This is a genomic window from Fictibacillus phosphorivorans (genome assembly GCF_007673525.1).
Lineage (GTDB): Bacteria > Bacillota > Bacilli > Bacillales > Fictibacillaceae > Fictibacillus > Fictibacillus phosphorivorans_C.
Map to the genome: position 1 here is coordinate 868,688 of NZ_VDZU01000001.1, position 25,100 is coordinate 893,787.

A 25,100-nucleotide genomic window follows, 5' to 3' on the forward strand; every position below is an offset into this window, starting at 1 on the left:
AATGATCGGAATCATTGACTACGGAATGGGCAATCTGCACTCTGTCTGTTCTGCTTTAAAAAGAATCAATCAGCCCTATATTCTTTCAGGGGATATAGAAGAACTTCAAAAAACGGATGGGCTTTTACTACCGGGAGTTGGTTCTTTTAAAGATGCGATGACGGAGTTAGAGAAGACGGGTCTCGCTGATTTTATAAAAAAAGAAGCTCAGAGCGGTAAGCCTTTAATGGGCATCTGTCTAGGCATGCAGCTCCTTTTTGAAGGAAGCAGCGAGAACGGAATAACGAAAGGACTTGGACTACTTCCTGGGAGAGTAGAGAGATTTACAGGCACAACAAGGGACGGACGCTCCTATAAAGTGCCTCACATGGGCTGGAACGATCTAAACTTTTTGCAGAGTGATCAGCCGTTAATAAAAGGTATCGACGAAGGACATGTTTATTTTGTCCATTCCTTTGTTGTACAGACTGAAAATAAAGAGGTGCTTGCCGCGGTCGCACAATACGAAGACGTTGAAGTTCCAGCTGTAGTTGGAAGCGGTAAAATTATGGGGACCCAGTTTCACCCTGAAAAAAGTTCGGTGACTGGCATGAGCATGCTGCAAAACTTTTGCCGTTTTGTTGAGGAGGGAAAACAAAGATGAATGAATTTGTATTGTATCCGGCGATCGACATGCGTAATGGAAAATGCGTTAGGTTGATGCAAGGTGATTATGACCAAGAAACGATCTATGGAGATTCTCCTTTTGATATGGCAAAACAGTTTGCAGATCAAGGTGCAGAATGGATTCACATGGTAGATCTTGATGGCGCGAAAGATGGGAAGAAGATCAATCACGAGTACGTATTAAGAGTTGCAAAAGAACTATCCGCAAAGGTCCAGATCGGTGGAGGTATCCGTTCGATGGAAGACGTTTCATTTTATCTAGACGCTGGTATTGATCGTGTGATCTTAGGAAGTGCCGCCGTTTCGAATCCAGAGTTTGTTCGAGAAGCGTTACAGCGATACGGTGGTTCGAAGGTGGCGATCGGACTTGATGCTCGTGATGGATTTGTAGCAACTGAAGGATGGCTCGAAACGTCCCATATTAAAGCTGTTGATCTAGCGAAAAGATTAGTAGAAGAAGGTGCAGAGACGTTTATTTTCACTGACATCTCAAAAGACGGTATGCTGCAGGGACCAAACGTTGAAGCAATCGGAGAATTAGCGAGTGTCACTGGAAAAGAAGTGATTGCCTCTGGTGGTGTAAGCTCGATCGATGATCTTGTTCGTTTGAAAGCAGATGAACGTAACATCGCTGGTGCGATCATAGGAAAAGCTCTTTATACAGATCGATTCACTCTGCCAGAAGCGTTAGGAAGTGTGAAATAATGCTTACAAAAAGAATTATTCCATGTCTAGACGTTAAGGAAGGAAGAGTGGTTAAAGGCATTCAGTTTCTAAACTTAGTTGATGCCGGTGACCCTGTTGAACTGGCACGATTTTATGATGAAGAAGGAGCAGACGAGCTCGTGTTTCTTGATATCTCTGCTAGTCACGAAGGGCGGGACACGATGGTCGAAGTCGTCGAACGAGTAGCAGCAGAACTCGCGATACCTTTTACTGTTGGTGGCGGTATCAATAAACTCCAAGATATGAAACGTGTATTACGCGCTGGAGCTGACAAAGTTTCTGTAAATACTGCAGCGGTTTTACGACCAGAATTAATCACAGAAGGATCGGATTATTTTGGCGCTCAATGCATCGTAGTGGCGATCGATGCAAAGTATGACGAAGAGTTAAAATCATGGCGCGTGTATACGCATGGAGGTCGCAAGCCCACTCAATGGGAAGTCACTGAATGGGCGCGAGAGGCAGTAAATCGTGGTGCTGGAGAAATTCTGTTGACCAGCATGGATAAAGATGGAGAAAAGTCTGGATTTAATCTGGAGCTAACGAAAGCGGTCAGTGAGGCAGTAACCGTTCCTGTTATCGCGTCAGGTGGTGCAGGATCGTCAGAGCATTTTAATAATGCATTCACGATTGGAAAAGCGGACGCGGCACTTGCTGCAAGTATTTTTCATTATAAAGAAACATCGATCACAGAGGTAAAAGCAGATTTGCGAAAGTTAGGGGTGCCTGTTCGATGAATTTAGAAAAACTGAAATTTGATGATAAAGGACTGATTCCTGCTGTAGTCCAGGATGTTCAATCAAAAGAGATACTAACGGTCGCATTTATGAACCGAGAATCGCTCGAAAAAACGATCGAAATTGGTGAAACGGTATTCTTTTCAAGATCACGTCAAGAATTATGGCACAAAGGTGAAACTTCCGGAAATACACAAAAAGTTAGGAGTATCCGCTATGATTGTGATCAAGATGCTTTGGTCGTACTTGTAGAGCCAAAAGGTCCAGCTTGTCACACGGGCACATATAGCTGCTTTTCAGAAACCCTTTTTGAGGTGGATGAGAGAGTTGATGCACCAAATCCGGATCGTTATAGAATTCTGTCAGAACTGCAAGAGATTATCGCGAAACGCGAACATGAGATGCCAGAAGGAGCTTACACAACCTATCTTTTTGAACATGGAGTCGATAAGATTCTGAAGAAAGTTGGAGAAGAAGCTGGCGAAGTGATCATCGCTGCAAAAAATCGTGATGCGGAAGAACTGAAATGGGAAGTTTCTGATCTTTTCTATCATGTTTTAGTACTGCTGCAGGAGCAAAAGGTACCTTTAGACGAGATTTTAGCTACACTGAAAGAAAGACATACGAAAAATGACAACTGAGGCTTTGTAGCTCGGTTGTTTTTTTGTATTTTTCTTTCATTAGAGGGGTTTTATGAGCGATTGCAGAGATTTATGAGCGATTGCAGAGATTTATGAGCGATTGCAGAGATTTATGAGCGATTGCAGAGATATATGAGCGATTGCAGAGTTTTATGAGCGATTGCAGAGATTTATGAGCGATTCCAGAGGTTTATGAGCGATTCCAGAGATTTATGAGCGATTCGAATAATTTCTGAGCAATTCCCAGAAATCTCGGATCAATTACCGAGTTACGAGCGAATAGAAATCTTTGATAATCCCTACACCAAGAGTTTCGGAAAATTTTTCGCATAACACTCAAACTTCGGACCCCATGACTCATACATCTTGTCACGCTTTAATCATTTTTTGTCGAAAGTTTCCTGCACATTATTTACAGTCTAAGGGGTGTTAGTCTTTTTAGCCTGTGTTATAATTTTTTGGTTGAAAACTTTGTAAACGGAACGATATAGAAGTATATAAGTTTACATAAGTAGATGGAGGAACCAAATATGCATAAACAAAAACGGGCCAGTGCAGCTAGCGGCCGTGTTCTTCCCTTTATCCAAGATGGGGATTACTTTTTTGAAAAAGGAATAAAAGCCTATAACAGGCGTGATCTATATACAGCAAAAAAAATGTTTGAACGGGCCGTTACTTTCCAGCCGGAAGAGCCCTCTTTTTTATGTCAGCTTGCTTCTACGCTCGCTGAGATCGGTGAATATGAAGAATCCAATAAGTACTTGCTGAATGCTCTCGAACAGTCTGGTTCAGACCTTTCAGAATGTCATTTCTTTCTTGCGAATAATTTTGCGCACTTAGGCATGTATAGTGATGCCGAAGAACATGCTCGTTTATATATAGCAATTGATCCTAACGGTGAATTTGTGGAAGATACACAAGAACTGTTAGATCTTATCTCACTTGAAACAGGAAGCAAGACTTCTAGCTTGCCCCTGTCAACGGAAGAAGAGCTGATCAAGCTTCATGATGAAGCGAGACAGTCGATCGAACGAGGTGATCTACCACTTGCGCAACAACAGTTAAGAGAGATCATTTCAAATCATCCTAAGTTTTGGGCGGCGTATAATAACTTAGCACTCACTCATTTTTATAAGAGCGAGTTTGATGAAGCGATGGATGTTCTTCAAGATGTTTTGGATAAGAATCCTGGTAACTTGAACGCACTCTGCAACCTTGCTATTTTTCTGTTCCATTTAGGGATGGACGAACCTGGTGGTAAGCTTGTTGAACGATTAAAAACGGTGCATCCGATGCATCCTGAACATCGTTATAAATTAGGAAATACGTTCGGCTTATTAGAAGAGCATTTGTATGCGAATAAATGGCTACAGTCTCTTAGAAAATCGTCATTTGTATACGATCCTGTAACCACACATATGCTGGCGGTGTCGTACTTTGCACTTGGACAAAAGGACCTTTCAATTAAAACTTGGAAAAAGGTGATCGATCTTGATCCTGAAGGTCACGTGGCTCCTTTTTATATGGAAAAGGCGCAGAACGATGAGCTGACAATAACAGGCGGGGATTATCAATATCGCATTCCAACTAACAATCAGAACAAACCAAAAAAAGATCGCCAAGTGAAAGCGATGGAACATATCCAACAGGTTCGTAAAGGACTGGAAAAAAACAAAATTACGCATTTAATTCTTCTCAGAGGGAATAAAAATGAAGAGGCTTATGAGACGCTTCGTGATTTTTGTCTTAGAAAAGAAGAGTCGTTACTTGTAAAAGAAATTGCGGCAACGATTATGCTTGAACATCAGCCAGAACGAGCTGTGAAACTTGTTCATGATGACACTTCTGTAGAAGTGGGTACAGCATCTGAGATAATCAGTATGGCACTGGATGTTCTTCTTTCTGTAAAAGAGAGGGGTTCTGCACTTGACGAGCACGTATTGTTTTATTGGGCAGAAGCTATTAAGTTTGCAGAAATGACAGGTGAGCGAATCTTTGATAACCAAAAAGCAATTGCTGCGGCAATCGATCACTTAGCTCGTAAGCAAAAAGGGCGTTCCACCCAAAAAGGGATTGCTGAGCAATACGAAATCACCGTTTCTGTTTTGTCACTACGGATAAAAAAACTTATCGGTTGGGTGAATCGCAACGTTTGAGCAGAATGATGGACTTTACTCCTATGTGCGAATAGGATAGAGATATAGTAAATAAGAATTTCCTTATATAAGGAGTGGGCATGAATGACTGAAGAAAGAATTTATGATGTAGCTATTCTTGGTGCAGGACCAGCTGGTATGACTGCAGCGGTTTACACATCACGCGCGAACTTGGATACGATCATGATCGAAAGAGGTATCCCGGGCGGACAGATGGCTAATACGGAAGATGTAGAAAACTATCCTGGTTTTGATCACATTCTAGGACCAGAACTTTCAAACAAAATGTTTGAGCACGCAAAAAAATTCGGTGCTGAATATGCTTACGGAGATGTAAAAGAAATCGTCGATGGCGAAGAGTACAAGACGATCCATGCTGGTAGCAAAACGTACAAAGCGCGTTCAATCATCATCTCAACAGGTGCTGAGTATAAGAAATTAGGCATTCCAGGTGAAAAAGAATTCTCTGGACGCGGCGTTTCTTATTGTGCGGTTTGTGATGGAGCGTTCTTTAAGAACCGTGAATTAGTCGTTGTCGGCGGTGGTGACTCAGCTGTTGAAGAGGGTGTTTACCTGACTCGTTTCGCTTCTAAAGTAACGATCGTTCATAGACGTGACAAACTTCGTGCACAAAAGATTCTTCAACAACGTGCGTTTGATAACGAAAAGATCGATTTCATCTGGAATCATTCCGTTAAAGAGATTCACGGTGAAAACAACAAAGTGAACAAAGTGACGTTAGTTCATTCTGAAACTGGAGAAGAACAAGACTTCTCAGCAGATGGTGTGTTCATCTATATCGGAATGCTGCCACTTAACGCTGCGTTTAAAGATCTTGGCATCACGAATGAAAATGGCTATGTAGAAACGAACGAACAGATGGAAACAAGAATTCCTGGTATCTTTGCAGCAGGAGATATCCGTGAAAAAACTCTTCGTCAAATTGTTACGGCTACAGGGGATGGAAGTATCGCTGCACAAGCGGCTCAGCACTATGTGGAAACTTTGACGGAGAAGTTAAAAAACGTAACTTCCAATTAATGTGATTGTAACAGTGATGAAATAATTGTGGGGTATATTAAAAATAAGAAATTGACCCCCTTTTTATAAAGGCAAGACTTTGACACGGAGCTATGCTTCGTGTCCTTTTTTTGTTTTTTTTTTTTTTGCAATAGATCAATATTGGAGGGATTTTGTTTTTTCCGTCAAATGTTTTCTCATCATTTACAAGGTGATTGGAGTAGAAGGTGCGAGACTCCTGCGGGACAGGCGGGCAGTCTTAAAGGTGGAAGTGGCTAGTCCAGCCCCGACAAGCAAAAGGTGAATGGAACAGGAAGGCGCTCTTTGCCTTAATGGTCTATTCAACTTTTGACCTCGAGGGGCTAGCCACTGCAACTAGCCAGGTGAGACACTTAAGAGTGAAACGTCCGAATGTGGCTCACCGCCTGCCCCGCGGAAAGCGAGCACCTGGAGCGGAAATCAACTACTCTCAAATGCGACTCAGAAACTTGCGGAATTCCTTAAATTTAAAAGCTCATTTAAAAAGTGATTTTTTCACATAATAAGAAAAACAAAATACCATAAATTAGAATGCTAAAATACGTCAAACCCTTGAGGCCTCTGTATTGTGAGGGGTTACATAATTTAGTATACTAACAAGTAGGACATAGCCCTGAGGTGAAAACAAGTGCAAAGAGTAACAAACTGTGTGTTAATAAGAGATAATCAAGTGCTTTTACTTCAAAAGCCTAGACGGGGCTGGTGGGTAGCACCAGGCGGAAAGATGGAGTCTACCGAATCTATCCGTGATTCTGTAATACGAGAGTACCGTGAAGAAACGGGAATCTATCTGAAGAATCCGCAGCTTAAAGGTGTGTTTAATTTTATTATTAAAGAAGGCGACAAAATCGTTTCAGAGTGGATGATGTTTACCTTTTTTGCAACAGACTCAGAAGGTGTTGCATTAGATGAATGTGAAGAAGGGATTCTTTCTTGGAAGCCGGTTGAAGAAGTTCGTGAACTTCCAATGGCGCCAGGAGACCATCACATTCTTGACTATATGACGAGTGGCAGCAACATGATATTTGGCACATTCACATATACACCTGATTTTGAACTGCTTTCTTATCGTTTAGACCCTGCATAAGATAAGATGGGTCGCATAAAAATGGAACATAGCTAACTGGGGGGAAATGGCATGGAAAGACATGATGTACAAATGGTGATTATTACAGGAATGTCAGGGGCCGGGAAGACGGTAGCCATGCAGAGCTTTGAAGATCTAGGCTTTTTCTGTGTTGATAATCTACCACCTGCACTACTCCCTAAATTTGTAGAATTAATGCAAGAATCTGCAGGTAAACTGAACAAGGTGGCACTTGTTATGGACCTTCGTGGTCGAGAATTTTTTGATCAGTTGTTCTCAACGCTCGATCAACTTGCCATCTCATCCGATGTTCAGCCGCAGATTTTATATTTAGATTGTAAAGATGCAACTCTTGTACGCAGATACAAAGAAACGCGACGTTCTCATCCTTTAGCGAAGAGCGGAAACCCGCTTCAAGGCATCACGCAAGAGCGAGAGATGCTCGAAGAACTAAAAGGAAGAGCTCAGCAAGTATTAGATACATCTGACCTAAAGCCTCTTCAGTTACGTGAACGTATCATTCAGCGCTTTTCCGCAAATGCCGCTCATCCGTTCACGATCAACGTGATGTCATTTGGATTTAAGTATGGGATGCCGATCGACGCTGACTTAGTGTTTGACGTTCGCTTCTTACCGAATCCGCATTACATCGAACATATGAGACCGCGAACAGGGCTTGAGGCAGATATTTCTGAGTATGTGTTAAAGTGGCCAGAAACGAACATGTTTTTAGAAAAACTGCTCGATCTGCTTCAGTTCATGATTCCTCAATATAAAAGAGAAGGCAAGAGTCAGCTGATCATCGGGATCGGGTGCACAGGCGGAAAACATCGTTCTGTAGCTCTAGCTGAATACATCGGAAATGCACTTTCCAAAGAATATGTGACATTCAGCTCTCACAGAGATATGGGAAAGGATAAAGTTTAAATGAATAAGCAGCCGAAAGTGGTAGTGCTTGGCGGAGGAACAGGCCTTTCTGTTCTTCTCCGTGGTTTAAAGCGCTATCCAGTTGATATCACTGCTATCGTTACGGTTGCAGATGACGGAGGCAGTTCTGGAAGGTTGAGGAGGGATTATGATATGCCTCCTCCTGGTGATGTTAGAAACGTGATCGCCGCCCTTTCTGAAGTAGAACCGCTTGTAGAAAAAATGTTTCAGCATAGGTTTAAAGTGGGCGACGGAATTACGGGTCATTCGCTTGGAAACTTGCTTCTTGCTGCCATGCACGATATTACGGGAGATTTTTTAACAGGAATTCGGGAACTTAGCCGCGTTTTAAACGTAAGAGGACAGGTACTCCCTGCAGCGAAAAACAGTATAATTTTATGTGCCGAATTAGAAGATGGGACGATTGTTCAGGGGGAATCTAAGATCCCGCTGTCGAATAAGAAAATCAAACGCGTCTTTTTATCTGATGAAAAGATCGAGCCTCTTCGTGAAAGCGTGAAAGCGATTCAAGAAGCGGATCTAATCGTGATCGGACCAGGTAGTTTGTATACGAGCATCCTGCCGAACCTTCTAGTAAACGGAATCTCTAATAGCATCCGTGAGGCAACGGCTCCTAGAGTTTATGTGTGTAATGTGATGACACAGCCTGGTGAGACAACTGGTTACACAGCTGGTGATCATATTCAGGCATTAATCGATCATGTGGGGCACAATTTTATTGACGTTGTTATCGCAAACAATGAAAAGATTCCACCAGAATATTTGGATCTATACTTGGAAGAAGGCGCATCACAAGTTCAGTATGATGAGGAACGGTTAAAGTCGTTCGGCATCGGTTTGTTGTGCGACAACATTATTCAATACGGAACGCTTGTCAGACACGATGCACAGCGTGTTTCTGATTTATTGTTAGGACTTATAGAAAAATAGAATACGGATTGAAATGGATGGAAGAGAGGTGGTGATGCAGGTGTCTTTTGCTGCAGATACAAAAAAAGAATTAACGCAGCTTGAACTGAAAGATTGCTGTAAAAAAGCAGAGTTAGCTGCCTTGATTCGAATGAATGGTTCCATCTCTTTCAGCAACAGAAAATTGATTCTCGATATCCCGACTGAAAATGCTGCTATTGCAAGAAGAATCTATACGTTGATCAAACGTGTATATCCTTATCACGTAGAGCTATTAGTACGAAAAAAGATGCGCTTGAAAAAGAATAATGTCTACATTGTACGTGTTTCAGAAGAATCAAGAGCATTGTTGGAAGATTTGAAGATTATTGACGGAGCTTTTACGTTTACCCGCAACATTGCAGATGAATTTAATAAGAAAAGCTGCTGCCGCCGTGCATACATGAGAGGGGCTTTCTTAGCAGGTGGGTCCGTAAACCACCCAGAGACAAGCTATCACTTAGAAATATTCTCGATGTATGAAGAGCATACGGTTGCATTAGCTGAACTGATGAACACCTTTGAACTTAAAGCAAAAGTTCTTGAACGTAAAAAAGGGTACATCATCTATTTAAAGGATGGCGAAAAGATTTCAGAGTTTCTTACTCTGATCGGCGCTCATCATGCTGTATTGTTCTTTGAGGACATCAGAATCTTAAAAGATATGCGTAACTCAGTAAACCGACTCGTAAACTGTGAGACGGCAAACCTTAACAAAACAGTAGGTGCTGCCATGAGACAGGTCGAGAACATCAAATTCATCGACGAACAGGTAGGACTTGAAACACTTCCAGATAAGCTGCGTGAGATTGCGCAACTAAGAGTGACCCATCAAGAGATTACCCTTAAAGAACTAGGTGAGATGGTATCTTCTGGCCCTGTAAGTAAATCAGGTGTTAACCACCGATTACGCAAGATTGATGAGATCGCAACGAAAATTAGAAACGGTCAACCCATCCATTGATGTTTTATAGAGAGATAAGGTTAGAGGAGGTAAGGTAGAATGGTTGAAAAGAAAGTAACCGTGCAGTTGAAGAGTGGACTGCAAGCACGACCAGCAGCATTATTCGTCCAAGAAGCAAACCGTTACACATCTGATGTATTTGTCGAGAAGGAAGGCAAGAAAGTGAACGCGAAGAGCATCATGGGGATCATGAGTTTAGCTGTAGGATCTGGCAGTGAACTTGTACTCGCTGTTGATGGCCCTGATGAGAACGAAGCTGTCGAAGCCCTAGCAGCTTTTGTTTCCAAAGCAGAATAATAGGGGTCTGACCCTACACAATTACAAACCGCTATTTTGTCCATATGGAAAGGACAAAATAGCGGTTTTTCAATTTTACAGGGTTGGCCACTATCGTTCTCTCAATATACTGTATAAGAGGAAAAGGGAGGCGATTACTTTGCATCATACAAGTTTTATGCATGACTGGTCGTTTGCCGCAGGATTAACGATTGTAAATATCCTTCTGACACTTTACCTGATAAGACCTCGAAGAAGTACGGCACGTTTGATCTTTTGGGTTCTGATGCTGATCTTTATATTTCTATATCCTTTGGCGTTAGCTGGATTTTCGCTGCTAGGTCCAGCAAGTTCAGGATTGTTCCTTGGCCTTGCGTTTATGATTACAATCATCTTCAGTCTCATTCTATTTTTTAGTGTGTGCTGGGTATGGGTGATTCGGCATTCGTTTTATCGATAAATAAATCTATAGAAACGATATCAAACAGCTTACTTTAAACTGCTGAGATCTCTCCTTAAATGAGAGTTGACAACATGTGGGTAACCCTATATATTAATCACTAATCAGGAGAATAGTAAGAGTTGAGATGAGTGGAGAAAAGAGAGCATAGTTTGAGCTGAGTTGAGAGTATTTTAATCCTCCGATTAAACCTCTTTCTTAGTTTATTTATGATGCAAACATCAGCCTCCGCTGTAAAAAGCGAGAGGTTTTTTATTTTTTGAAAGAGGTGGATTAAACATGTTTATGCCAAAAGTAGAGGAAGTTATTTCTCTATCAAAAGAAAACTTTAATGTGATTCCGATCGGTTTTACTTACCTATCTGACCATGAAACGTGCATCTCTCAGTTTGAGAGAGTTCGTCATGAAGAACATGCTTTTTTGCTTGAAAGTGTTGAAGGAGGAGAGCGTTGGGCGAGGTACTCGTATATTGGCAGAAAGCCTTTCTTGGTGGTTTCTTCATCAGGAAAGACCATAGATATCACATTTATAAATGAAAAACAAACGATCCATAAGCAAGGTTCTCCGTTAGATATTGTGAAAGAGTATGTATCACGATACAAATCTCCTAAACACTCTTCTCTGCCTCCGTTCACAGGAGGCGCTGTTGGCTTTTTCGGCTATGATTTGATTCATACGTTTGAAAATGTGCCAAGGCCAAAATCTCCATCTGAACAAGAACATGAAATGGAATTTTTGTTTACAGATGAGGTCATCGTATTCGACCATCTTAAGCAAAAAACAACGATTGTGTGCAATCTGCACGTTTCTCCTGATGATAACGAAAAAACCTTACACGAAAAATATGAACAAGTGTGCAACAGAATTCGGAGAACATATGAAGAGCTGCAGCAGCCTATAAAAAAGAAAGCTGTTCCTTCAGAAACTCCACTAACGGAAATGAAAAAAAATGAAGTCCGTTCTTCACATACAAAAGATGAGTTTTGTTACATGGTGAAGCAAGCGAAGAAGTATATCAAAACCGGAGATGTTTTTCAGGTCGTATTATCACAGAGATTCGAACAAGAGACCGAAGCAGATCCTTTCGATGTGTATCGACTTCTTCGTTCCATGAACCCTTCACCGTATATGTATTATTACAAATCAAAGGATGCTTATATCGTTGGTGCGTCTCCAGAGCTTCTTGTAAAAGTGGATGATGGATGTGTGGAGAACAGACCGATCGCGGGAACACGTCCAAGAGGAAAGACGCTTCAGGAGGATCTAGCTTATGAACAGGACTTGCTTGCTGATGAAAAAGAACGAGCAGAGCATGTCATGCTTGTTGACCTCGGAAGAAACGATGTAGGCAGAGTGAGTGAGTACGGAACCGTAGAACTAGATTCATATATGGAGATCGAGCGTTATTCACATGTTATGCACATGGTGTCACACGTGAAAGGTAAATTGCAAAAAGATAAAGACTTTTTCGATGCTCTCCGATCTTGTATGCCGGCCGGTACCGTTTCAGGTGCGCCAAAGGTCAGAGCCATGCAGATCATTTCTGAACTCGAACAACAATCGCGAGGCGTGTATGGTGGTGCCATCGGGTACTTAGGATTTAACGGCCAGATGGATTCTTGCATCGCGATTCGGACGATCGTGTTTCAGGATGGAAAAGCCTACGTCCAAGCAGGTGCAGGCGTCGTAGCGGATTCGGTTCCAGAGCGAGAGTACGAAGAGACAGTCAACAAAGCGAAAGCCATGCTGAAAGCAATCGAGGGGGGGACAGACCCTAGACAAATACAAACCCCCGTTTTGTCTATTCGGTGAAGACACTCGCGTCCCGTATAAGCAATACAGCGTGTCTGGAAGCCAACCGCCTCTGAGCAGAATGCTATTATCAAATGTTGAAAATGGATATACTGTCCTTTATATTCTTTTAAATGACCAACTTAAAGGGGCGAGTATAGATGAAAGCTTTAATGCTCGAAGATAAAAACATGTGGCGTGAGATGAAGGTTCAAGAAACTGAAAAACCTTCACCAGGACCCGGGGAAGTATTAATTCGTATCAAGGCTGCTGGACTTAATCCTGTAGACTACAAGACTGCTACAAACGGCAATCCTGCCTGGAATTATCCACACATCCTTGGTGTTGACGCAGCGGGGATTGTTGAAGAAGCAGGTGATGGCGCAGCTGAATTCAAGCAGGGAGACCGTGTATTCTTTCATGGGAATTTCATGAAAAACGGAGGTTTTGCTGAGTATGCTGTGACAACTGCTCATTCTTTGGCTAGAATTCCTGATGAGCTATCGTTTGAAGAAGCAGCGGCTCTTCCTTGTGCAGGGATGACAGCATACCAAGCACTTTTTAGAAAAATGAACCTCCAACAAGATGAGACAATCTTGATTCACGGTGGAGCTGGTGGTGTCGGCGGATTCGCTATCCAGTTGGCTAAACAGATCGGAGCTACCATCTTCACAACATGTTCTCCTGAAAATGAGGAGTACGTAAAAAGCCTTGGGGCCGACCACGTGATTTTTTATAAAACAGAAGACGTTCATGCACGTGTTATGGAACTGACAGACGAAGTTGGAGTCGATGCTGTCCTTGACACGGTGAGCCGCGAAAATGCAACTGAATCATTAAAAAGTATCGGATTTAATGGGCGAATAGCATTTATTGCGGGAAATCCTGATTATTCTGCTGTAAAACCTTTTAGTCAGGCACTCTCTTTCCATGAGATCGCACTTGGTGCTGCTCATTTCTCGAATTCAGTAAAAGCTTTAAAAGATTTACCAACAATGAATGAAGAATTAGCTCAGCTTGTCGTTGAAGGAAAGATCTCAGCGATGATTTCTGAAAAGATCTCACTTGAAGAAGTGCCAGCAGGACTCATCAAACTCTCTGAAAGACATGTTAAAGGAAAGATTGTTGCTGTTATATAGTCATAAAAAAAACTGGACTGTAAATTCTGCAGTCCAGTTTTTATATTGCCTTATTATTTTTTAATATCTGTGCTATCTACAGATGTGATCAGTTTATCAACCAATCCGTATTTAACCGCATCTTCTGCAAGCAAGAAGTTATCACGGTCTGTGTCGCGCTCGATGACTTCAAGCGGTTGACCTGTTTTTTCAGAAAGGATCTTGTTCAGCTGTTCGCGCATCTGGATGATACGACGAGCGTGAATTTCGATATCACTTGCTTGACCACGTGTTCCTCCAAGAGGTTGGTGAATCATAACTTCAGAGTTTGGAAGCACGTAACGTTTTCCTTTTTCCCCTGCTGCAAGTAAGAAGGCACCCATAGATGCTGCCATACCGATACAGATCGTGGAAACGTGTGGCTTGATGAAGTTCATCGTGTCATAGATCGCCATACCAGCTGTGATCGAACCACCTGGGCTGTTTATGTATAACGAGATGTCTTTATCAGGATCTTCAGCCGCTAAGAATAGAAGTTGTGCTACGATTGAGTTTGAAACATTATCGTCGATCGCACTACCAAGCATGATAATACGGTCTTTTAATAGACGGGAGTAGATATCGTAAGCGCGCTCCCCACGGTTCGTTTGTTCAATTACTGTTGGAATTAAGTTCATGGAAATCCTCCTTCTCCTTTTTCAAGTTAAACTGTACTGTCATCATACAAAAAAGGTCAAACAAGGTCAAACAATATGCTGTATGTAACTCATTTCGCCAGCAATGCTCAATATCCTTCTTACACCTTATGTATGGGCTATCATCATAATGCCCGCTAGAAGCAGGATTTTAAACCTCTAGATTAGAAAACAATACCCTTATTACAGAAATATAAGCCCTAGTTTTCGTTTTTAATTTCAATATAAGCGGTTTCTAGGTTGCGTATACGACGGACGATCTCACTGTTTTTGTTAAGATTATCATTGATCAGCGTGCCCACGATCGAACGGTAGTACGCATTCATCGCATGTGTTTTCGTAAAAACATCTTTGTTGCGTTCTATGTATTGCTGAAAGTTCTCTTTAAAATAAGGTACTGAAAATGCTTCGCTCACTTGATGTTCCTCCTTCATTCGTAAAACCATTCATGAAAGGTTCATGTTCTTTATCTATCATAGCCTATCAAATGTGTATGCAAAAGTATTATAAAATTTCTATCCCTTGTTTTGACAATTGGATTTTAGCATGTTATAGTTAATTCAACCATTTACGTTGTGAATATCTTTTGGATTTAAAGCGGTCGTACTTTTTGAATAAGAAGTGGAACACTTAAAATCCACTTCAGAATTATTCAGATGAGTGCGCATTTTTTTATGCCTTTTTATTTACATAGTAAGTCGGTTAAAAGAGTTAAAACGCTTACATAGCGTTTGTAAGGAGGAAACACCCATGCAAAATGGTAAAGTAAAATGGTTCAACGCTGAGAAAGGTTTCGGCTTCATCGAAGTTGAAGGCGGAAACGACGTATTCGTTCACTTTTCTGCGATTCAATCAGAAGGCTTCAAGTCTCTTGAAGAAGGACAAGAAGTATCTTTCGAAATCGTTGATGGCGAGCGTGGACCACAAGCTGCTAACGTAACAAAACTTTAATAGTAAAGTTTAAAATGCCAGACTGCCTTCGGGCGGTGCTGGCATTTTTTTGTAGGCTAAGAATTCATGGTTTCCATGGGAAGTTGAAGAGCTACTTGTCTTCCTCACAAATACATATTCGAGGGACTTGTATTTGTGTGGGGTCAGACCCCAAATTTTGTAGGATGTATAGCGCTTACATCTGTAGTATGATGAAGAAATAGGGGGGATCTAGAATGGAAATGGGTTTGTTTCAACAACAGAGCATGAACCTTGTCATGACAACTGAATTGCGTCAGGCCATCGCCATTTTACAAGTTCCCAGTTATGAACTGACGTCATATCTTCAAGAGCAGGCGTTAGAAAACCCGCTCATTGAAATTGCAGAACCAAAGGGCATGTTCACGACATTAAAGAAGAACGTACGAAAAAATGGGGTTAATAGCCGATCGGGTGATCATCAGCCACTTGAGCATCTAATCATAGAAAAAGAAACTCTTTTTGATTACCTATATAAGCAATCGATCCTTCTGCCGATTAAAGAGCAGGATCAAAAACTCTTTCGATACTTGCTGTTAAGTGTAGACGAGAGCGGATACCTTACCGTCTCTGCTGAGGAAACGGCCAACCGGTTTCATACGACAGTTGAAAAATGTGAGGAACTGATCGCTCTTCTTCAAACGTTAGAACCTGTTGGAATCGGGGCGCGAGATCTAAGAGAATGTTTGTTGCTTCAGCTTGAAGAACAGCATCTCCAACATACATTAAGCTACATAATCGTTGATCAGTATCTAGATAAGCTTGCAGAGCGTAAGATGAAATGGCTAGCTACTCATCTGAATGTAACACCTCATGAAGTCGAAGAAGCAGCTGATCTTCTCCAAACACTTGATCCTCGCCCAGGCGCAGCATACGCTCCTGCCAGCGATCAGGCATATTTATATCCAGATGTCTCTGTGACCGAAGAGAATGGAAAGTTTCACATTGCGGTGAACGAGCAGTACTCACCGATGTTAAAGTTGAACGAAAGCTATGGAACACTCTTGAACGAAAGAAACGCAACATCGAAGTTTTTAGATGATTCGTTCCAAAAGTTCAATTGGTTAAAAAAGGCGCTGGATCAAAGAAAAGAAACGTTGCTTAAGATAACGAAAGAGATCGTGAGAATACAAGAGAAGTATTTTGTAACATTCAACCGATCGGATTTAATACCACTCACTTTAAAAGAAGTAGCAGATGAGATTGGTGTACACGAATCAACGGTAAGCCGTGCCGTCAAAAATAAAGTGCTTCAAACATCAAAAGGGGCTGTTGAACTAAAATCATTTTTCACAGCTAAAATCTTTACGCAAGATGGAGGAAGCGTTTCGGCAACCTCTGCCAAATCGGAGATTAAGAAACTTGTAGAGAGCGAAGATAAAACAAAACCTTTATCCGACCAGATGCTCGCCTCTCTTTTAGAAAAGAACAGCGGTCTCACGATATCCCGAAGGACGGTTGCGAAATACCGGGAAGAATTAAACATACCATCTTCTTCAAAACGGAAACGGTATACCTCTTAAAATAAGGTCTTTTCCTCTCGGAGAAGTCCTTTTTATTTGGCGCTATGGCTCACGAGTAAGTTCACTTCGTTAGAATAAACTTGTAGACGCAGGAGTAATGAAACAATCTTGAGGCTAACCGCCCCGTGGAAAGCGAGCAACCTGGAGCGGAAATCAACAACTTTCAAAAACAAAAACGCATACAAGATAGCCTAATACAAACCAAAGGAGCACTGAAAATGGGTGAAAAAAAAGTCATACTTTACACGAAGATACATTGTCCACTTTGTGATGAGGCACATAAACTATTACAGAAGCTGCAGCAGGAGATTCCGTTTTCCATAGAGTCGATCGACATCTATCAAGATGATCTCCTTCTTGAAAAATACGGTCTGATGATTCCGGTTGTTGAAGTTGACGGAAAAGAAGTCGACTATGGAATATTATCCGAAAGCAAGGTGAAGAAAGCGCTTACTAATTTTTAATAAGTAAAAGTTGTTGAAATGTAGGGATACTATTTGATAATATAAACTTGCCAGAGAGAAATCTGACACTTTTATGACAAAAAGTGAATGCTGGCACGTTTTAAAAGATCACTTTCAGGGTAATATACAATAGGTAATATTGGGACTTGGGTTAAACCAAGTTATTTTCTTAAGTTAATGGGACAAAAAATGACTAACCGGGACATAAAAAGTCCAACCGGTTTATCATTTAATTTACTTAAAAGCTTAATCGTTCATCTCATTGAATCAGGAGAATGTGCAATGAAAAAACTTATAGAGATACAGAAGAAGTTGCTGCCAGATCTTCTAGAAACGATGCGAAAGCGATACAACGTATTAAATGTTGTGAGAATCCATGAACCTATTGGAAGAAGAAGTTTAGCATCAACCCTGAACCTGACAGAACGCGTACTGCGCTCAGAAGTTTCGTTCCTAAAAGATCAAGGACTTCTAAACATCCAGACTGCTGGCATGTCACTAACAACAGAGGGGCATGATATTTTAGTAGAGCTATCTGAGATGATGAAAGAATTGTCTGGTTTGCATGTTTTAGAATCGAAACTTAAGGATATGTTAAATCTGTCAGAAGTCATCGTAGTACCGGGTGACAGTGATCAAGATGTTTGGGTAAAAAATGATATGGGTAAAGCAGCAGCAGACCGATTGAAGCGTCAGCTGTCAGCAAAGAACATCATTGCTGTAACGGGTGGAACAACACTCGCTTCAGTAGCTGAGATGATGACACCTATACAAAAGGGACAACATTTATTGTTCGTTCCTGCCCGAGGCGGACTTGGTGAGAAAGTTGAGAACCAAGCGAACACCATTTGTTCCACGATGGCTCAAAAAGCGAACGGGGAATACAGGCTGCTTCATCTGCCAGATCAGTTGAGCAAAGAAACGTATCTTTCTTTGATGGCTGAGCCTGGTGTTAAAGAAGTCATGGAGCTCATACACTCCGCTGGTATAGTGCTTCACGGGATTGGCGATGCTAAAACAATGGCAGTACGTCGAAACTCTAACCCGTCGGTTCTACTAAAGCTGGAAGAAGAAAAAGCAGTTGCAGAAGCATTCGGCTATTACTTCGATCAGCAGGGTGAAGTGGTTCACCGCGTACGCACGATAGGGTTGCAGCTAGATGAGCTGCAGAATAGTGATTTCATCATGGCAGTAGCAGGCGGATCTTCTAAATCCGATGCGATTGCAGCATTCATGAAACACGGTCCGAAAAAGGTTTTAATCACGGACGAAGGAGCTGCCCGGCAACTATTGGGTAACTCGTAAGTTCATTTCCATTTCGTTATTAAGGGGATTTCCCTTTATATAAAAAATAAATTCTCTCTTAAATCAAGGAGGTCATTTTACATGGCAACAAAAATTGGTATTAATGGTTTCGGTCGTATTGGCCGTAATGTATTCCGCGCAGCATTCAACAACCCTGAGGTAGAAGTTGTAGCTGTAAACGACTTAACAGATGCTGATACTCTTGCTTTCCTATTAAAGCATGACACAGTACACGGCAAATTCGCTGGTTCTGTTGAAGTTAAGGAAAATGCACTTATTGTAGATGGCAAAGAAATCAAAGTTTTAGCTGAGCGCGATCCAGCACAACTTGGCTGGGGAGACCTTGGTGTAGAAGTAGTTGTTGAATCAACTGGACGTTTCACTAAGCGTGCAGACGCTGCTAAACACTTAGAAGCTGGCGCTAAAAAAGTAATCATTTCTGCTCCTGCTTCTGATGAGGATATCACTGTAGTTCTTGGTGTTAACGAAGACAAGTACGATGCAGCTAGCCACGATGTAATCTCTAACGCATCTTGTACAACTAACTGTCTTGCACCATTCGCAAAAGTTCTTCACGAAAAATTCGGCGTGAAGCGCGGTATGATGACAACTGTTCACTCATACACAAACGATCAGCAAATTCTTGATCTTCCACATAAAGATCTTCGTCGTGCTCGTGCGGCAGCTGAGAACATCATTCCAACATCAACTGGTGCTGCTAAAGCAGTTTCTCTAGTGCTTCCTGAACTTAAAGGTAAGCTTAACGGTATGGCAATGCGTGTTCCAACTCCAAACGTATCTCTAGTTGACTTAGTTGTTGAACTTGACAAAGAAGTTACTGTTGACGAAGTAAACGCAGCACTTAAAGCTGAAGCTGAAGGAAACCTTAAAGGAATCCTTGGCTACTCTGAAGAGCCGCTTGTATCTACTGACTACAATGGCGACACTCACTCTTCTACAATCGATGCTCTTTCTACGATGGTTATGGAAGGAAACATGGTTAAAGTTGTATCTTGGTACGATAACGAAACTGGATACTCTAGCCGCGTTGTAGATTTAATTGACTATATCGCTAAAAAAGGACTTTAATAGATAGAGAAGAACAATAAGGAGGGGGAGAAGTCGTTTCAAACAGGCTTCTACTCCTCTTTCCCATGTAAAACCTGGGAGATTGCTGATTCTTTTAATCTTTTTACTAGTCAGGAGGCTGCATGTACTTATGAACAAAAAAAGTGTTCGTGACATCGATCTAAAAGGCAAAGTCGTATTTTGCCGTGTTGATTTTAACGTACCTATGAAAGATGGAAACATTACGGATGAAACGCGTATCAACGCTGCTCTTCCTACCATCAAATACTTAACAGAGCAAGGCGCTAAAGTTCTTTTAGCAAGTCACTTGGGACGTCCAAAAGGACAAGTTGTTGAAGAACTTCGTCTAACTCCAGTAGCAGAACGCTTAAGCGAACTTCTTGGAAAAGAAGTTGTAAAAACGGATGAAGCTTATGGAGAAGAAGTTGAAAAAGCAGTCGCTAACCTAGAAGAAGGCGGCGTGATCTTACTTGAGAACGTTCGTTTTTACCCAGGAGAAGAAAAGAATGATCCTGAATTAGCACAAAAGTTTGCAGCACTCGCTGATGTGTACGTAAACGATGCTTTTGGAGCAGCTCACAGAGCACATGCTTCAACAGAAGGGATCGCGAAACATCTTCCTGCTGTATCCGGTTTGTTGATGGAAAAGGAACTTGAAGTGCTAGGAAAAGCATTATCAAATCCTGACCGTCCTTTCACTGCTATCATCGGTGGTGCAAAAGTTAAGGATAAGATTGACGTAATCGACAATCTATTAGACAAAGTAGACAACCTGATCATCGGCGGTGGTTTAGGGTATACATTCATTAAGGCGCTTGGCCATGATGTAGGGAAGTCTCTTTTAGAAGAAGATAAGATTGAAACTGCTCGCGGTTTCATGGAAAAAGCTAAAGAAAAAGGCGTGAACTTCCTAATTGCTGAGGATGTTTTAGTAGCCGACGACTTCTCGAACGACGCTAACACGAAAGTAGTAGCGATCGATTCTATCCCATCTGACTGGGAAGGGCTTGATATCGGAACAAAAACGATCGAAAAGTACGTAAAGGTTATTAAAGAATCGAAGCTTGTAATATGGAACGGACCGATGGGTGTATTTGAGATCGACGCATTCGCAAACGGTACTCGTTCAGTAGCAAACGCACTAGCAGAAGCAACTGACACGTACAGCGTTATCGGTGGTGGAGATTCAGCTGCAGCTGTTGAGAAGTTTGGTCTTGCTGATAAAATGAGCCACATCTCAACTGGCGGCGGTGCTTCCCTTGAGTTCATGGAAGGTAAAGAACTTCCAGGCGTTGTAGCTTTAAACGACAAGTAAGATTTTGTGCGCGGTCGATTTCCGCTTCAGGTGCTTCGCTTTCCGCGGGGCAGGCGGTGAGCCACTTGCCGCTTTGCGCCACTAAGTGTCTCACCTGACCGCTTGTCCCGCAGGAGTCTCGCACCTCACACTCCAATCGACTTATCAATGAAGCTACTGTATAACTGACTGCTTCAACTTTTAGTACTACTCTAAAAGAAACACTTTTAAGAGGTGAAAAGAATGCGTAAACCTATTATTGCAGGTAACTGGAAAATGAATAAAACGTTAACAGAAGCACGCAGTTTTGTAGAAGAAGTGAAAGGTCTTGTACCTTCAGCTGAGACTGTAGATTCTGTAATCTGTGCTCCTGCTCTGTTCCTTGATAGCTTAGCAGACGAGTCAGAAGGTACACCGCTTGCGATCGGTGCACAAAACATGCACTTTGAAGAGAGTGGTGCGTTCACAGGTGAAATCAGCCCTGTTATGCTAAAAGATCTTAACGTTCAATATGTTATTCTTGGACATTCTGAGCGTCGCGAACTTTTTGGTGAAACAGATGAGCTTGTTAACCAAAAGACACATGCTGCATTCAAACATGGTCTGACTCCGATCGTTTGTGTTGGTGAAACGCTTGAACAGCGTGAAGCAGACAAAACGAAGGACGTTGTAAAAGAACAGACTGAAAAAGGTTTATCTGGTTTGACAGATGAGCAGATGAAACAAACCGTTATCGCATACGAGCCAGTTTGGGCGATCGGAACAGGCAAAACAGCTTCTTCTGAAGATGCGAACGAAGTATGTGAATACATCCGCAGTGTTGTAGCAGATCAATTCTCTCAAGATGTTGCTGATGCTGTTCGTATTCAATACGGCGGCAGTGTTAAGCCTGACAACATCAAAGAATTAATGGGTATGTCTGATATTGATGGCGCTTTGGTTGGCGGAGCTAGCCTTGAGCCAAAATCTTACCTTCAGCTTCTGGAGGGCGTTAGCCGATGAGTAAAAAACCAGTAGCTTTAATCATCTTAGACGGTTTTGCTTGCCGTAATGAAGACAAAGGTAATGCTGTTGCACAAGCGAAAAAGCCCAACTTTGACCGCTACTGGGAAACGTATCCGCACGCTCAACTAACAGCTAGTGGGGAAGCCGTTGGACTTCCTGAAGGTCAAATGGGTAACTCGGAAGTAGGTCACTTAAACATTGGTGCAGGACGTATCGTCTACCAAAGTTTGACACGCGTGAATCTATCGATCAAAGAAGGAGATTTTTACGAAAATCAAACGTTTATTGATGCTATGGATCATGTGAAAAAGACTGGCAAAGCACTTCATATCTTTGGATTGCTATCTGATGGTGGTATTCACAGCCACATCGAACACATTCTTTCACTATTAGAACTAGCTAAAAAGCAGAACGTGGAAAAGGTATATCTGCACGGATTCTTGGACGGGCGTGATGTACCACCACAATCAGCAAAAGGTTATATTCAAAGAACAGTGGACAAGATGAATGAACTTGGTGTTGGTGAGATTGCAACACTTTCTGGCCGCTACTATTCCATGGACCGTGATAAGCGTTGGGACCGAGTTGAAAAATCATACCGCGCAATGGTTTATGGTGAAGGACCAGATTACAAAGATCCATTTGAAGTCGTTGAAGATTCGTACAGCAATGGCGTTCATGATGAATTCGTTCTTCCTTCAGTTTTGAAAAAAGAGAACGGTGAACCTGTTGCAACCGTTCAAGATGGAGATGCAGTTATCTTCTGTAACTTCCGTCCTGACCGTGCGATCCAAATCTCACAAGTGTTTACAAACGAAGATTTCCGTGGGTTCGACCGCGGAGAAGCGTTCCCGAAAAACCTTCACTTCGTATGTTTAACACACTTTAGTGAAACGGTTGATGGGGATGTAGCGTTCAAACCTACAAACCTAGACAACACATTAGGTGAAGTTTTATCACAACAAAACTTTAAACAGCTTCGTATTGCTGAAACAGAAAAGTATCCACACGTAACGTTCTTCTTCAGTGGAGGACGTGAAGCAGAGTTTCCTGGTGAAACGCGTATCTTAATCGACTCGCCTAAAGTTGCAACGTACGACTTAAAGCCTGAGATGAGTGCTTATGAAGTAACGGATGCGCTTGTTGGAGAGATTGAAGCAGATAAGCACGATGCGATCATCTTAAACTTTGCAAACCCAGATATGGTAGGTCACTCAGGGATGCTTGAGCCTACGATTAAAGCAGTTGAAACAGTGGATGAGTGCTTAGGAAAAGTGGTCGATGCGATCCTTGCAAAAGGTGGAGCTGCGATCATTACTGCTGACCATGGTAATGCTGATGAAGTCATTACGATGGAAGGCAATCCGATGACGGCTCACACAACAAATCCTGTTCCTGTAATTGTGACACAAGAAGGATTAAAACTGCGTCAAGACGGAATCTTGGCCGACCTTGCACCAACAGTTTTAAACCTTTTAGGTGGAGTACAACCGAAAGAAATGACAGGTAAATCGTTAATTAAATAAGTTTGTTTACGAAATATGTACAGAGACTCTTGTGCATAATGCCGGAAATGCCTTATTCTCAAATTACATTTTCTTATAAAAGGAGAGACAATTATGTCAGCTATTATTGAAATTTATGCTCGCGAAGTTCTAGACTCTCGCGGTAACCCAACAGTTGAAGTAGAAGTTTACACTGAATCAGGTGCATTCGGACGCGCAATCGTTCCATCTGGTGCTTCTACAGGTGAATATGAAGCAGTTGAGCTTCGTGATGGTGACAAAGAGCGTTACCTTGGAAAAGGTGTTATGAACGCTGTTAATAACGTAAATGAAAACATCGCTCCAGAACTTATCGGCTTTGACGTACTAGACCAAGTAGGAATCGACCAAACGTTGATCGAGCTTGATGGTACTGAAAATAAAGGTAAACTAGGCGCTAACGCAATCCTTGGTGTTTCTATGGCTGTTGCACATGCTGCTGCTGATTTTTTAAACGTACCTCTTTACATGTACCTTGGAGGATTCAACTCTAAAACTCTTCCAGTTCCAATGATGAACATCTTAAACGGTGGAGAGCATGCGGATAACAACGTAGACATTCAAGAATTCATGGTTATGCCTGTTGGTGCTGAAAGCTTCCCTGAAGCACTTCGTATGGGTACTGAAATCTTCCACAGCTTAAAAGCAGTTCTTAAAGAAAAAGGATTGAACACAGCTGTAGGTGACGAAGGTGGATTCGCTCCAAACCTTGGTTCAAACGAAGAAGCTCTTCAAACAATCATGGAAGCGATCGAAAAAGCAGGTTACAAGCCAGGTGAAGAAGTTCGCCTTGCAATGGATGTTGCTGCTTCTGAATTGTTCAACAAAGAAGACGGAAAATACCACCTTTCTGGTGAAGGTGTTGTTAAGACTTCTGAAGAGATGGTTGCATTCTACGAAGATCTTGCTAGCAAATATCCGATCGTTTCAATCGAAGATGGTCTTGACGAGAACGACTGGGATGGCTTCAAGCTATTAACAGAGCGTATCGGTGACCGCGTACAGCTTGTTGGTGACGACTTGTTCGTAACAAACACGACTAAGCTTTCTGAAGGTATCGAAAAAGGAATCGGTAACTCAATCCTTATCAAAGTTAACCAAATCGGTACGTTGACTGAAACGTTTGACGCGATCGAAATGGCTAAACGTGCTGGTTACACAGCAGTTATCTCTCACCGTTCTGGTGAATCTGAAGACAGCACAATCGCTGACATCGCGGTAGCGACAAACGCTGGACAAATCAAAACAGGTGCTCCTTCTCGTACAGACCGTGTTGCGAAGTACAACCAACTTCTTCGCATCGAAGACGAGCTAGGCAACCTAGCTGTATACCCAGGAATGAACGCATTCTACAACCTTAAAAAATAATTGGGGTCTGACCCCACACAAAGACAAACTCGCCATTTTCTCTTTGTGAAAAAGACAAGCCCCCGGATCAAGCACTATAAGCGCTGATCCGGGGGCTGTCTTCATTTAAAAGGGGTTAAGCCAACTCTGCTGCTTATCGAGAGCGATTGTTAGAATGAAGGATAGTAACAATGAGCATTGAGAAACTGATCATGAGCGACATCGTTTCAAAAACAGTCATTTTTGATCCCTCCAATCGTGTTACCCTTAAGATTCGTAAAAGCAGGG

At 42.0% G+C, this 25,100-nt stretch carries 26 protein-coding genes; 23 read left to right on the plus strand and 3 right to left on the minus strand.

From position 1 onward, the window contains the following. The first annotated feature begins 1 nt into the window (after position 1). The 14 genes from hisH (at position 2) to FS458_RS04170 (ending at position 13,598) form a co-directional block, all read left to right on the plus strand. Entirely contained in the window at positions 2-643 is a 642-nt protein-coding gene (gene hisH / locus FS458_RS04105) for an imidazole glycerol phosphate synthase subunit HisH (RefSeq protein ID WP_144698082.1), read from the plus strand. After that, positions 640-1,371 carry a 1-(5-phosphoribosyl)-5-[(5-phosphoribosylamino)methylideneamino]imidazole-4-carboxamide isomerase gene (hisA, locus tag FS458_RS04110; RefSeq protein WP_144698084.1) on the plus strand — a complete coding sequence of 244 codons (732 nt, stop codon included), beginning with the start codon at positions 640-642 and terminating at the stop codon, positions 1,369-1,371. Before hisH ends, hisA begins: the two co-directional genes overlap by 4 nt. Further along, complete coding sequence (hisF, locus tag FS458_RS04115; RefSeq protein WP_144698086.1) at positions 1,371-2,129, plus strand: imidazole glycerol phosphate synthase subunit HisF; 759 nt, start codon at positions 1,371-1,373, stop codon at positions 2,127-2,129. Before hisA ends, hisF begins: the two co-directional genes overlap by 1 nt. Continuing rightward, positions 2,126-2,770, plus strand: a complete 645-nt coding sequence (hisIE, locus tag FS458_RS04120; RefSeq protein WP_144698088.1) for a bifunctional phosphoribosyl-AMP cyclohydrolase/phosphoribosyl-ATP diphosphatase HisIE — start codon at positions 2,126-2,128, stop codon at positions 2,768-2,770. Before hisF ends, hisIE begins: the two co-directional genes overlap by 4 nt. A 530-nt stretch (positions 2,771-3,300) precedes the next feature. Beyond that, positions 3,301-4,926 (plus strand): tetratricopeptide repeat protein, encoded by a 1,626-nt coding sequence (locus FS458_RS04125; RefSeq protein ID WP_186320439.1) that lies wholly within the window; start codon positions 3,301-3,303, stop codon positions 4,924-4,926. An 84-nt stretch (positions 4,927-5,010) separates the two neighbouring features. Further along, positions 5,011-5,967, plus strand: coding sequence for a thioredoxin-disulfide reductase (trxB, locus tag FS458_RS04130; RefSeq protein WP_144698092.1), 957 nt, complete (start codon positions 5,011-5,013; stop codon positions 5,965-5,967). Between the two features lie 646 nt (positions 5,968-6,613). Further along, positions 6,614-7,072, plus strand: coding sequence for an NUDIX hydrolase (locus tag FS458_RS04135; RefSeq protein WP_066397616.1), 459 nt, complete (start codon positions 6,614-6,616; stop codon positions 7,070-7,072). Between the two features lie 51 nt (positions 7,073-7,123). Then, on the plus strand, positions 7,124-7,999 hold the full coding sequence (rapZ, locus tag FS458_RS04140) for an RNase adapter RapZ (RefSeq protein WP_144698094.1): 876 nt from the start codon (positions 7,124-7,126) through the stop codon (positions 7,997-7,999). Continuing rightward, positions 8,000-8,950, plus strand: coding sequence for a gluconeogenesis factor YvcK family protein (locus FS458_RS04145; RefSeq protein ID WP_066397612.1), 951 nt, complete (start codon positions 8,000-8,002; stop codon positions 8,948-8,950). A 40-nt stretch (positions 8,951-8,990) separates the two neighbouring features. After that, a complete protein-coding gene (whiA, locus tag FS458_RS04150) occupies positions 8,991-9,932 on the plus strand; it encodes a DNA-binding protein WhiA (protein WP_144698096.1) in 942 nt (313 codons plus the stop codon). A 39-nt stretch (positions 9,933-9,971) separates the two neighbouring features. Continuing rightward, the gene (locus tag FS458_RS04155; RefSeq protein ID WP_066397607.1) at positions 9,972-10,229 is read left to right on the plus strand and encodes an HPr family phosphocarrier protein; all 258 of its coding nucleotides are present in this window, start codon (positions 9,972-9,974) and stop codon (positions 10,227-10,229) included. Between the two features lie 139 nt (positions 10,230-10,368). Continuing rightward, positions 10,369-10,668: a hypothetical protein gene (locus tag FS458_RS04160; RefSeq protein ID WP_144698098.1), complete on the plus strand. Its 300-nt coding sequence runs from the start codon at positions 10,369-10,371 to the stop codon at positions 10,666-10,668. 279 nt (positions 10,669-10,947) lie between these two features. After that, positions 10,948-12,480 carry an anthranilate synthase component I gene (gene trpE / locus FS458_RS04165; protein WP_144698100.1) on the plus strand — a complete coding sequence of 511 codons (1,533 nt, stop codon included), beginning with the start codon at positions 10,948-10,950 and terminating at the stop codon, positions 12,478-12,480. Positions 12,481-12,620: 140 nt separating this feature from the next. Next, a complete protein-coding gene (locus FS458_RS04170) occupies positions 12,621-13,598 on the plus strand; it encodes a zinc-binding dehydrogenase (protein ID WP_144698102.1) in 978 nt (325 codons plus the stop codon). 53 nt (positions 13,599-13,651) lie between these two features. Here the strand turns inward: FS458_RS04170 and clpP are convergent, their stop codons facing one another. Together clpP and yvfG are read right to left on the minus strand one after the other, a co-directional pair. Then, entirely contained in the window at positions 13,652-14,254 is a 603-nt protein-coding gene (gene clpP / locus FS458_RS04175) for an ATP-dependent Clp endopeptidase proteolytic subunit ClpP (protein WP_137791692.1), read from the minus strand. A 218-nt stretch (positions 14,255-14,472) separates the two neighbouring features. Then, positions 14,473-14,688 (minus strand): protein YvfG, encoded by a 216-nt coding sequence (yvfG, locus tag FS458_RS04180; protein ID WP_066245683.1) that lies wholly within the window; start codon positions 14,686-14,688, stop codon positions 14,473-14,475. 334 nt (positions 14,689-15,022) lie between these two features. Between yvfG and cspD the strand changes: the two genes are divergently transcribed. The 9 genes from cspD (at position 15,023) to eno (ending at position 24,833) form a co-directional block, all read left to right on the plus strand. Then, positions 15,023-15,223 carry a cold-shock protein CspD gene (gene cspD, locus FS458_RS04185; RefSeq protein ID WP_066245685.1) on the plus strand — a complete coding sequence of 67 codons (201 nt, stop codon included), beginning with the start codon at positions 15,023-15,025 and terminating at the stop codon, positions 15,221-15,223. Positions 15,224-15,438: 215 nt separating this feature from the next. Beyond that, entirely contained in the window at positions 15,439-16,764 is a 1,326-nt protein-coding gene (rpoN, locus tag FS458_RS04190) for an RNA polymerase factor sigma-54 (RefSeq protein ID WP_144698104.1), read from the plus strand. A gap of 218 nt (positions 16,765-16,982) precedes the next feature. Further along, positions 16,983-17,228 (plus strand): glutaredoxin family protein, encoded by a 246-nt coding sequence (locus tag FS458_RS04195; RefSeq protein WP_144698106.1) that lies wholly within the window; start codon positions 16,983-16,985, stop codon positions 17,226-17,228. 282 nt (positions 17,229-17,510) lie between these two features. Continuing rightward, positions 17,511-18,533 (plus strand): sugar-binding transcriptional regulator, encoded by a 1,023-nt coding sequence (locus tag FS458_RS04200; RefSeq protein WP_144698108.1) that lies wholly within the window; start codon positions 17,511-17,513, stop codon positions 18,531-18,533. 81 nt (positions 18,534-18,614) lie between these two features. Then, positions 18,615-19,622 carry a type I glyceraldehyde-3-phosphate dehydrogenase gene (gene gap, locus FS458_RS04205; RefSeq protein ID WP_066397583.1) on the plus strand — a complete coding sequence of 336 codons (1,008 nt, stop codon included), beginning with the start codon at positions 18,615-18,617 and terminating at the stop codon, positions 19,620-19,622. Positions 19,623-19,752: 130 nt separating this feature from the next. After that, positions 19,753-20,937: a phosphoglycerate kinase gene (locus FS458_RS04210; RefSeq protein ID WP_066397581.1), complete on the plus strand. Its 1,185-nt coding sequence runs from the start codon at positions 19,753-19,755 to the stop codon at positions 20,935-20,937. Between the two features lie 222 nt (positions 20,938-21,159). Then, a complete protein-coding gene (gene tpiA / locus FS458_RS04220; RefSeq protein ID WP_144698112.1) occupies positions 21,160-21,918 on the plus strand; it encodes a triose-phosphate isomerase in 759 nt (252 codons plus the stop codon). Beyond that, complete coding sequence (gene gpmI, locus FS458_RS04225; RefSeq protein ID WP_144698114.1) at positions 21,915-23,447, plus strand: 2,3-bisphosphoglycerate-independent phosphoglycerate mutase; 1,533 nt, start codon at positions 21,915-21,917, stop codon at positions 23,445-23,447. Before tpiA ends, gpmI begins: the two co-directional genes overlap by 4 nt. A 93-nt stretch (positions 23,448-23,540) precedes the next feature. Beyond that, the gene (eno, locus tag FS458_RS04230; protein ID WP_066245699.1) at positions 23,541-24,833 is read left to right on the plus strand and encodes a phosphopyruvate hydratase; all 1,293 of its coding nucleotides are present in this window, start codon (positions 23,541-23,543) and stop codon (positions 24,831-24,833) included. Between the two features lie 133 nt (positions 24,834-24,966). Here the strand turns inward: eno and FS458_RS21250 are convergent, their stop codons facing one another. After that, a complete protein-coding gene (locus FS458_RS21250) occupies positions 24,967-25,053 on the minus strand; it encodes a putative holin-like toxin (RefSeq protein ID WP_225218726.1) in 87 nt (28 codons plus the stop codon). Positions 25,054-25,100: the final 47 nt, after the last annotated feature.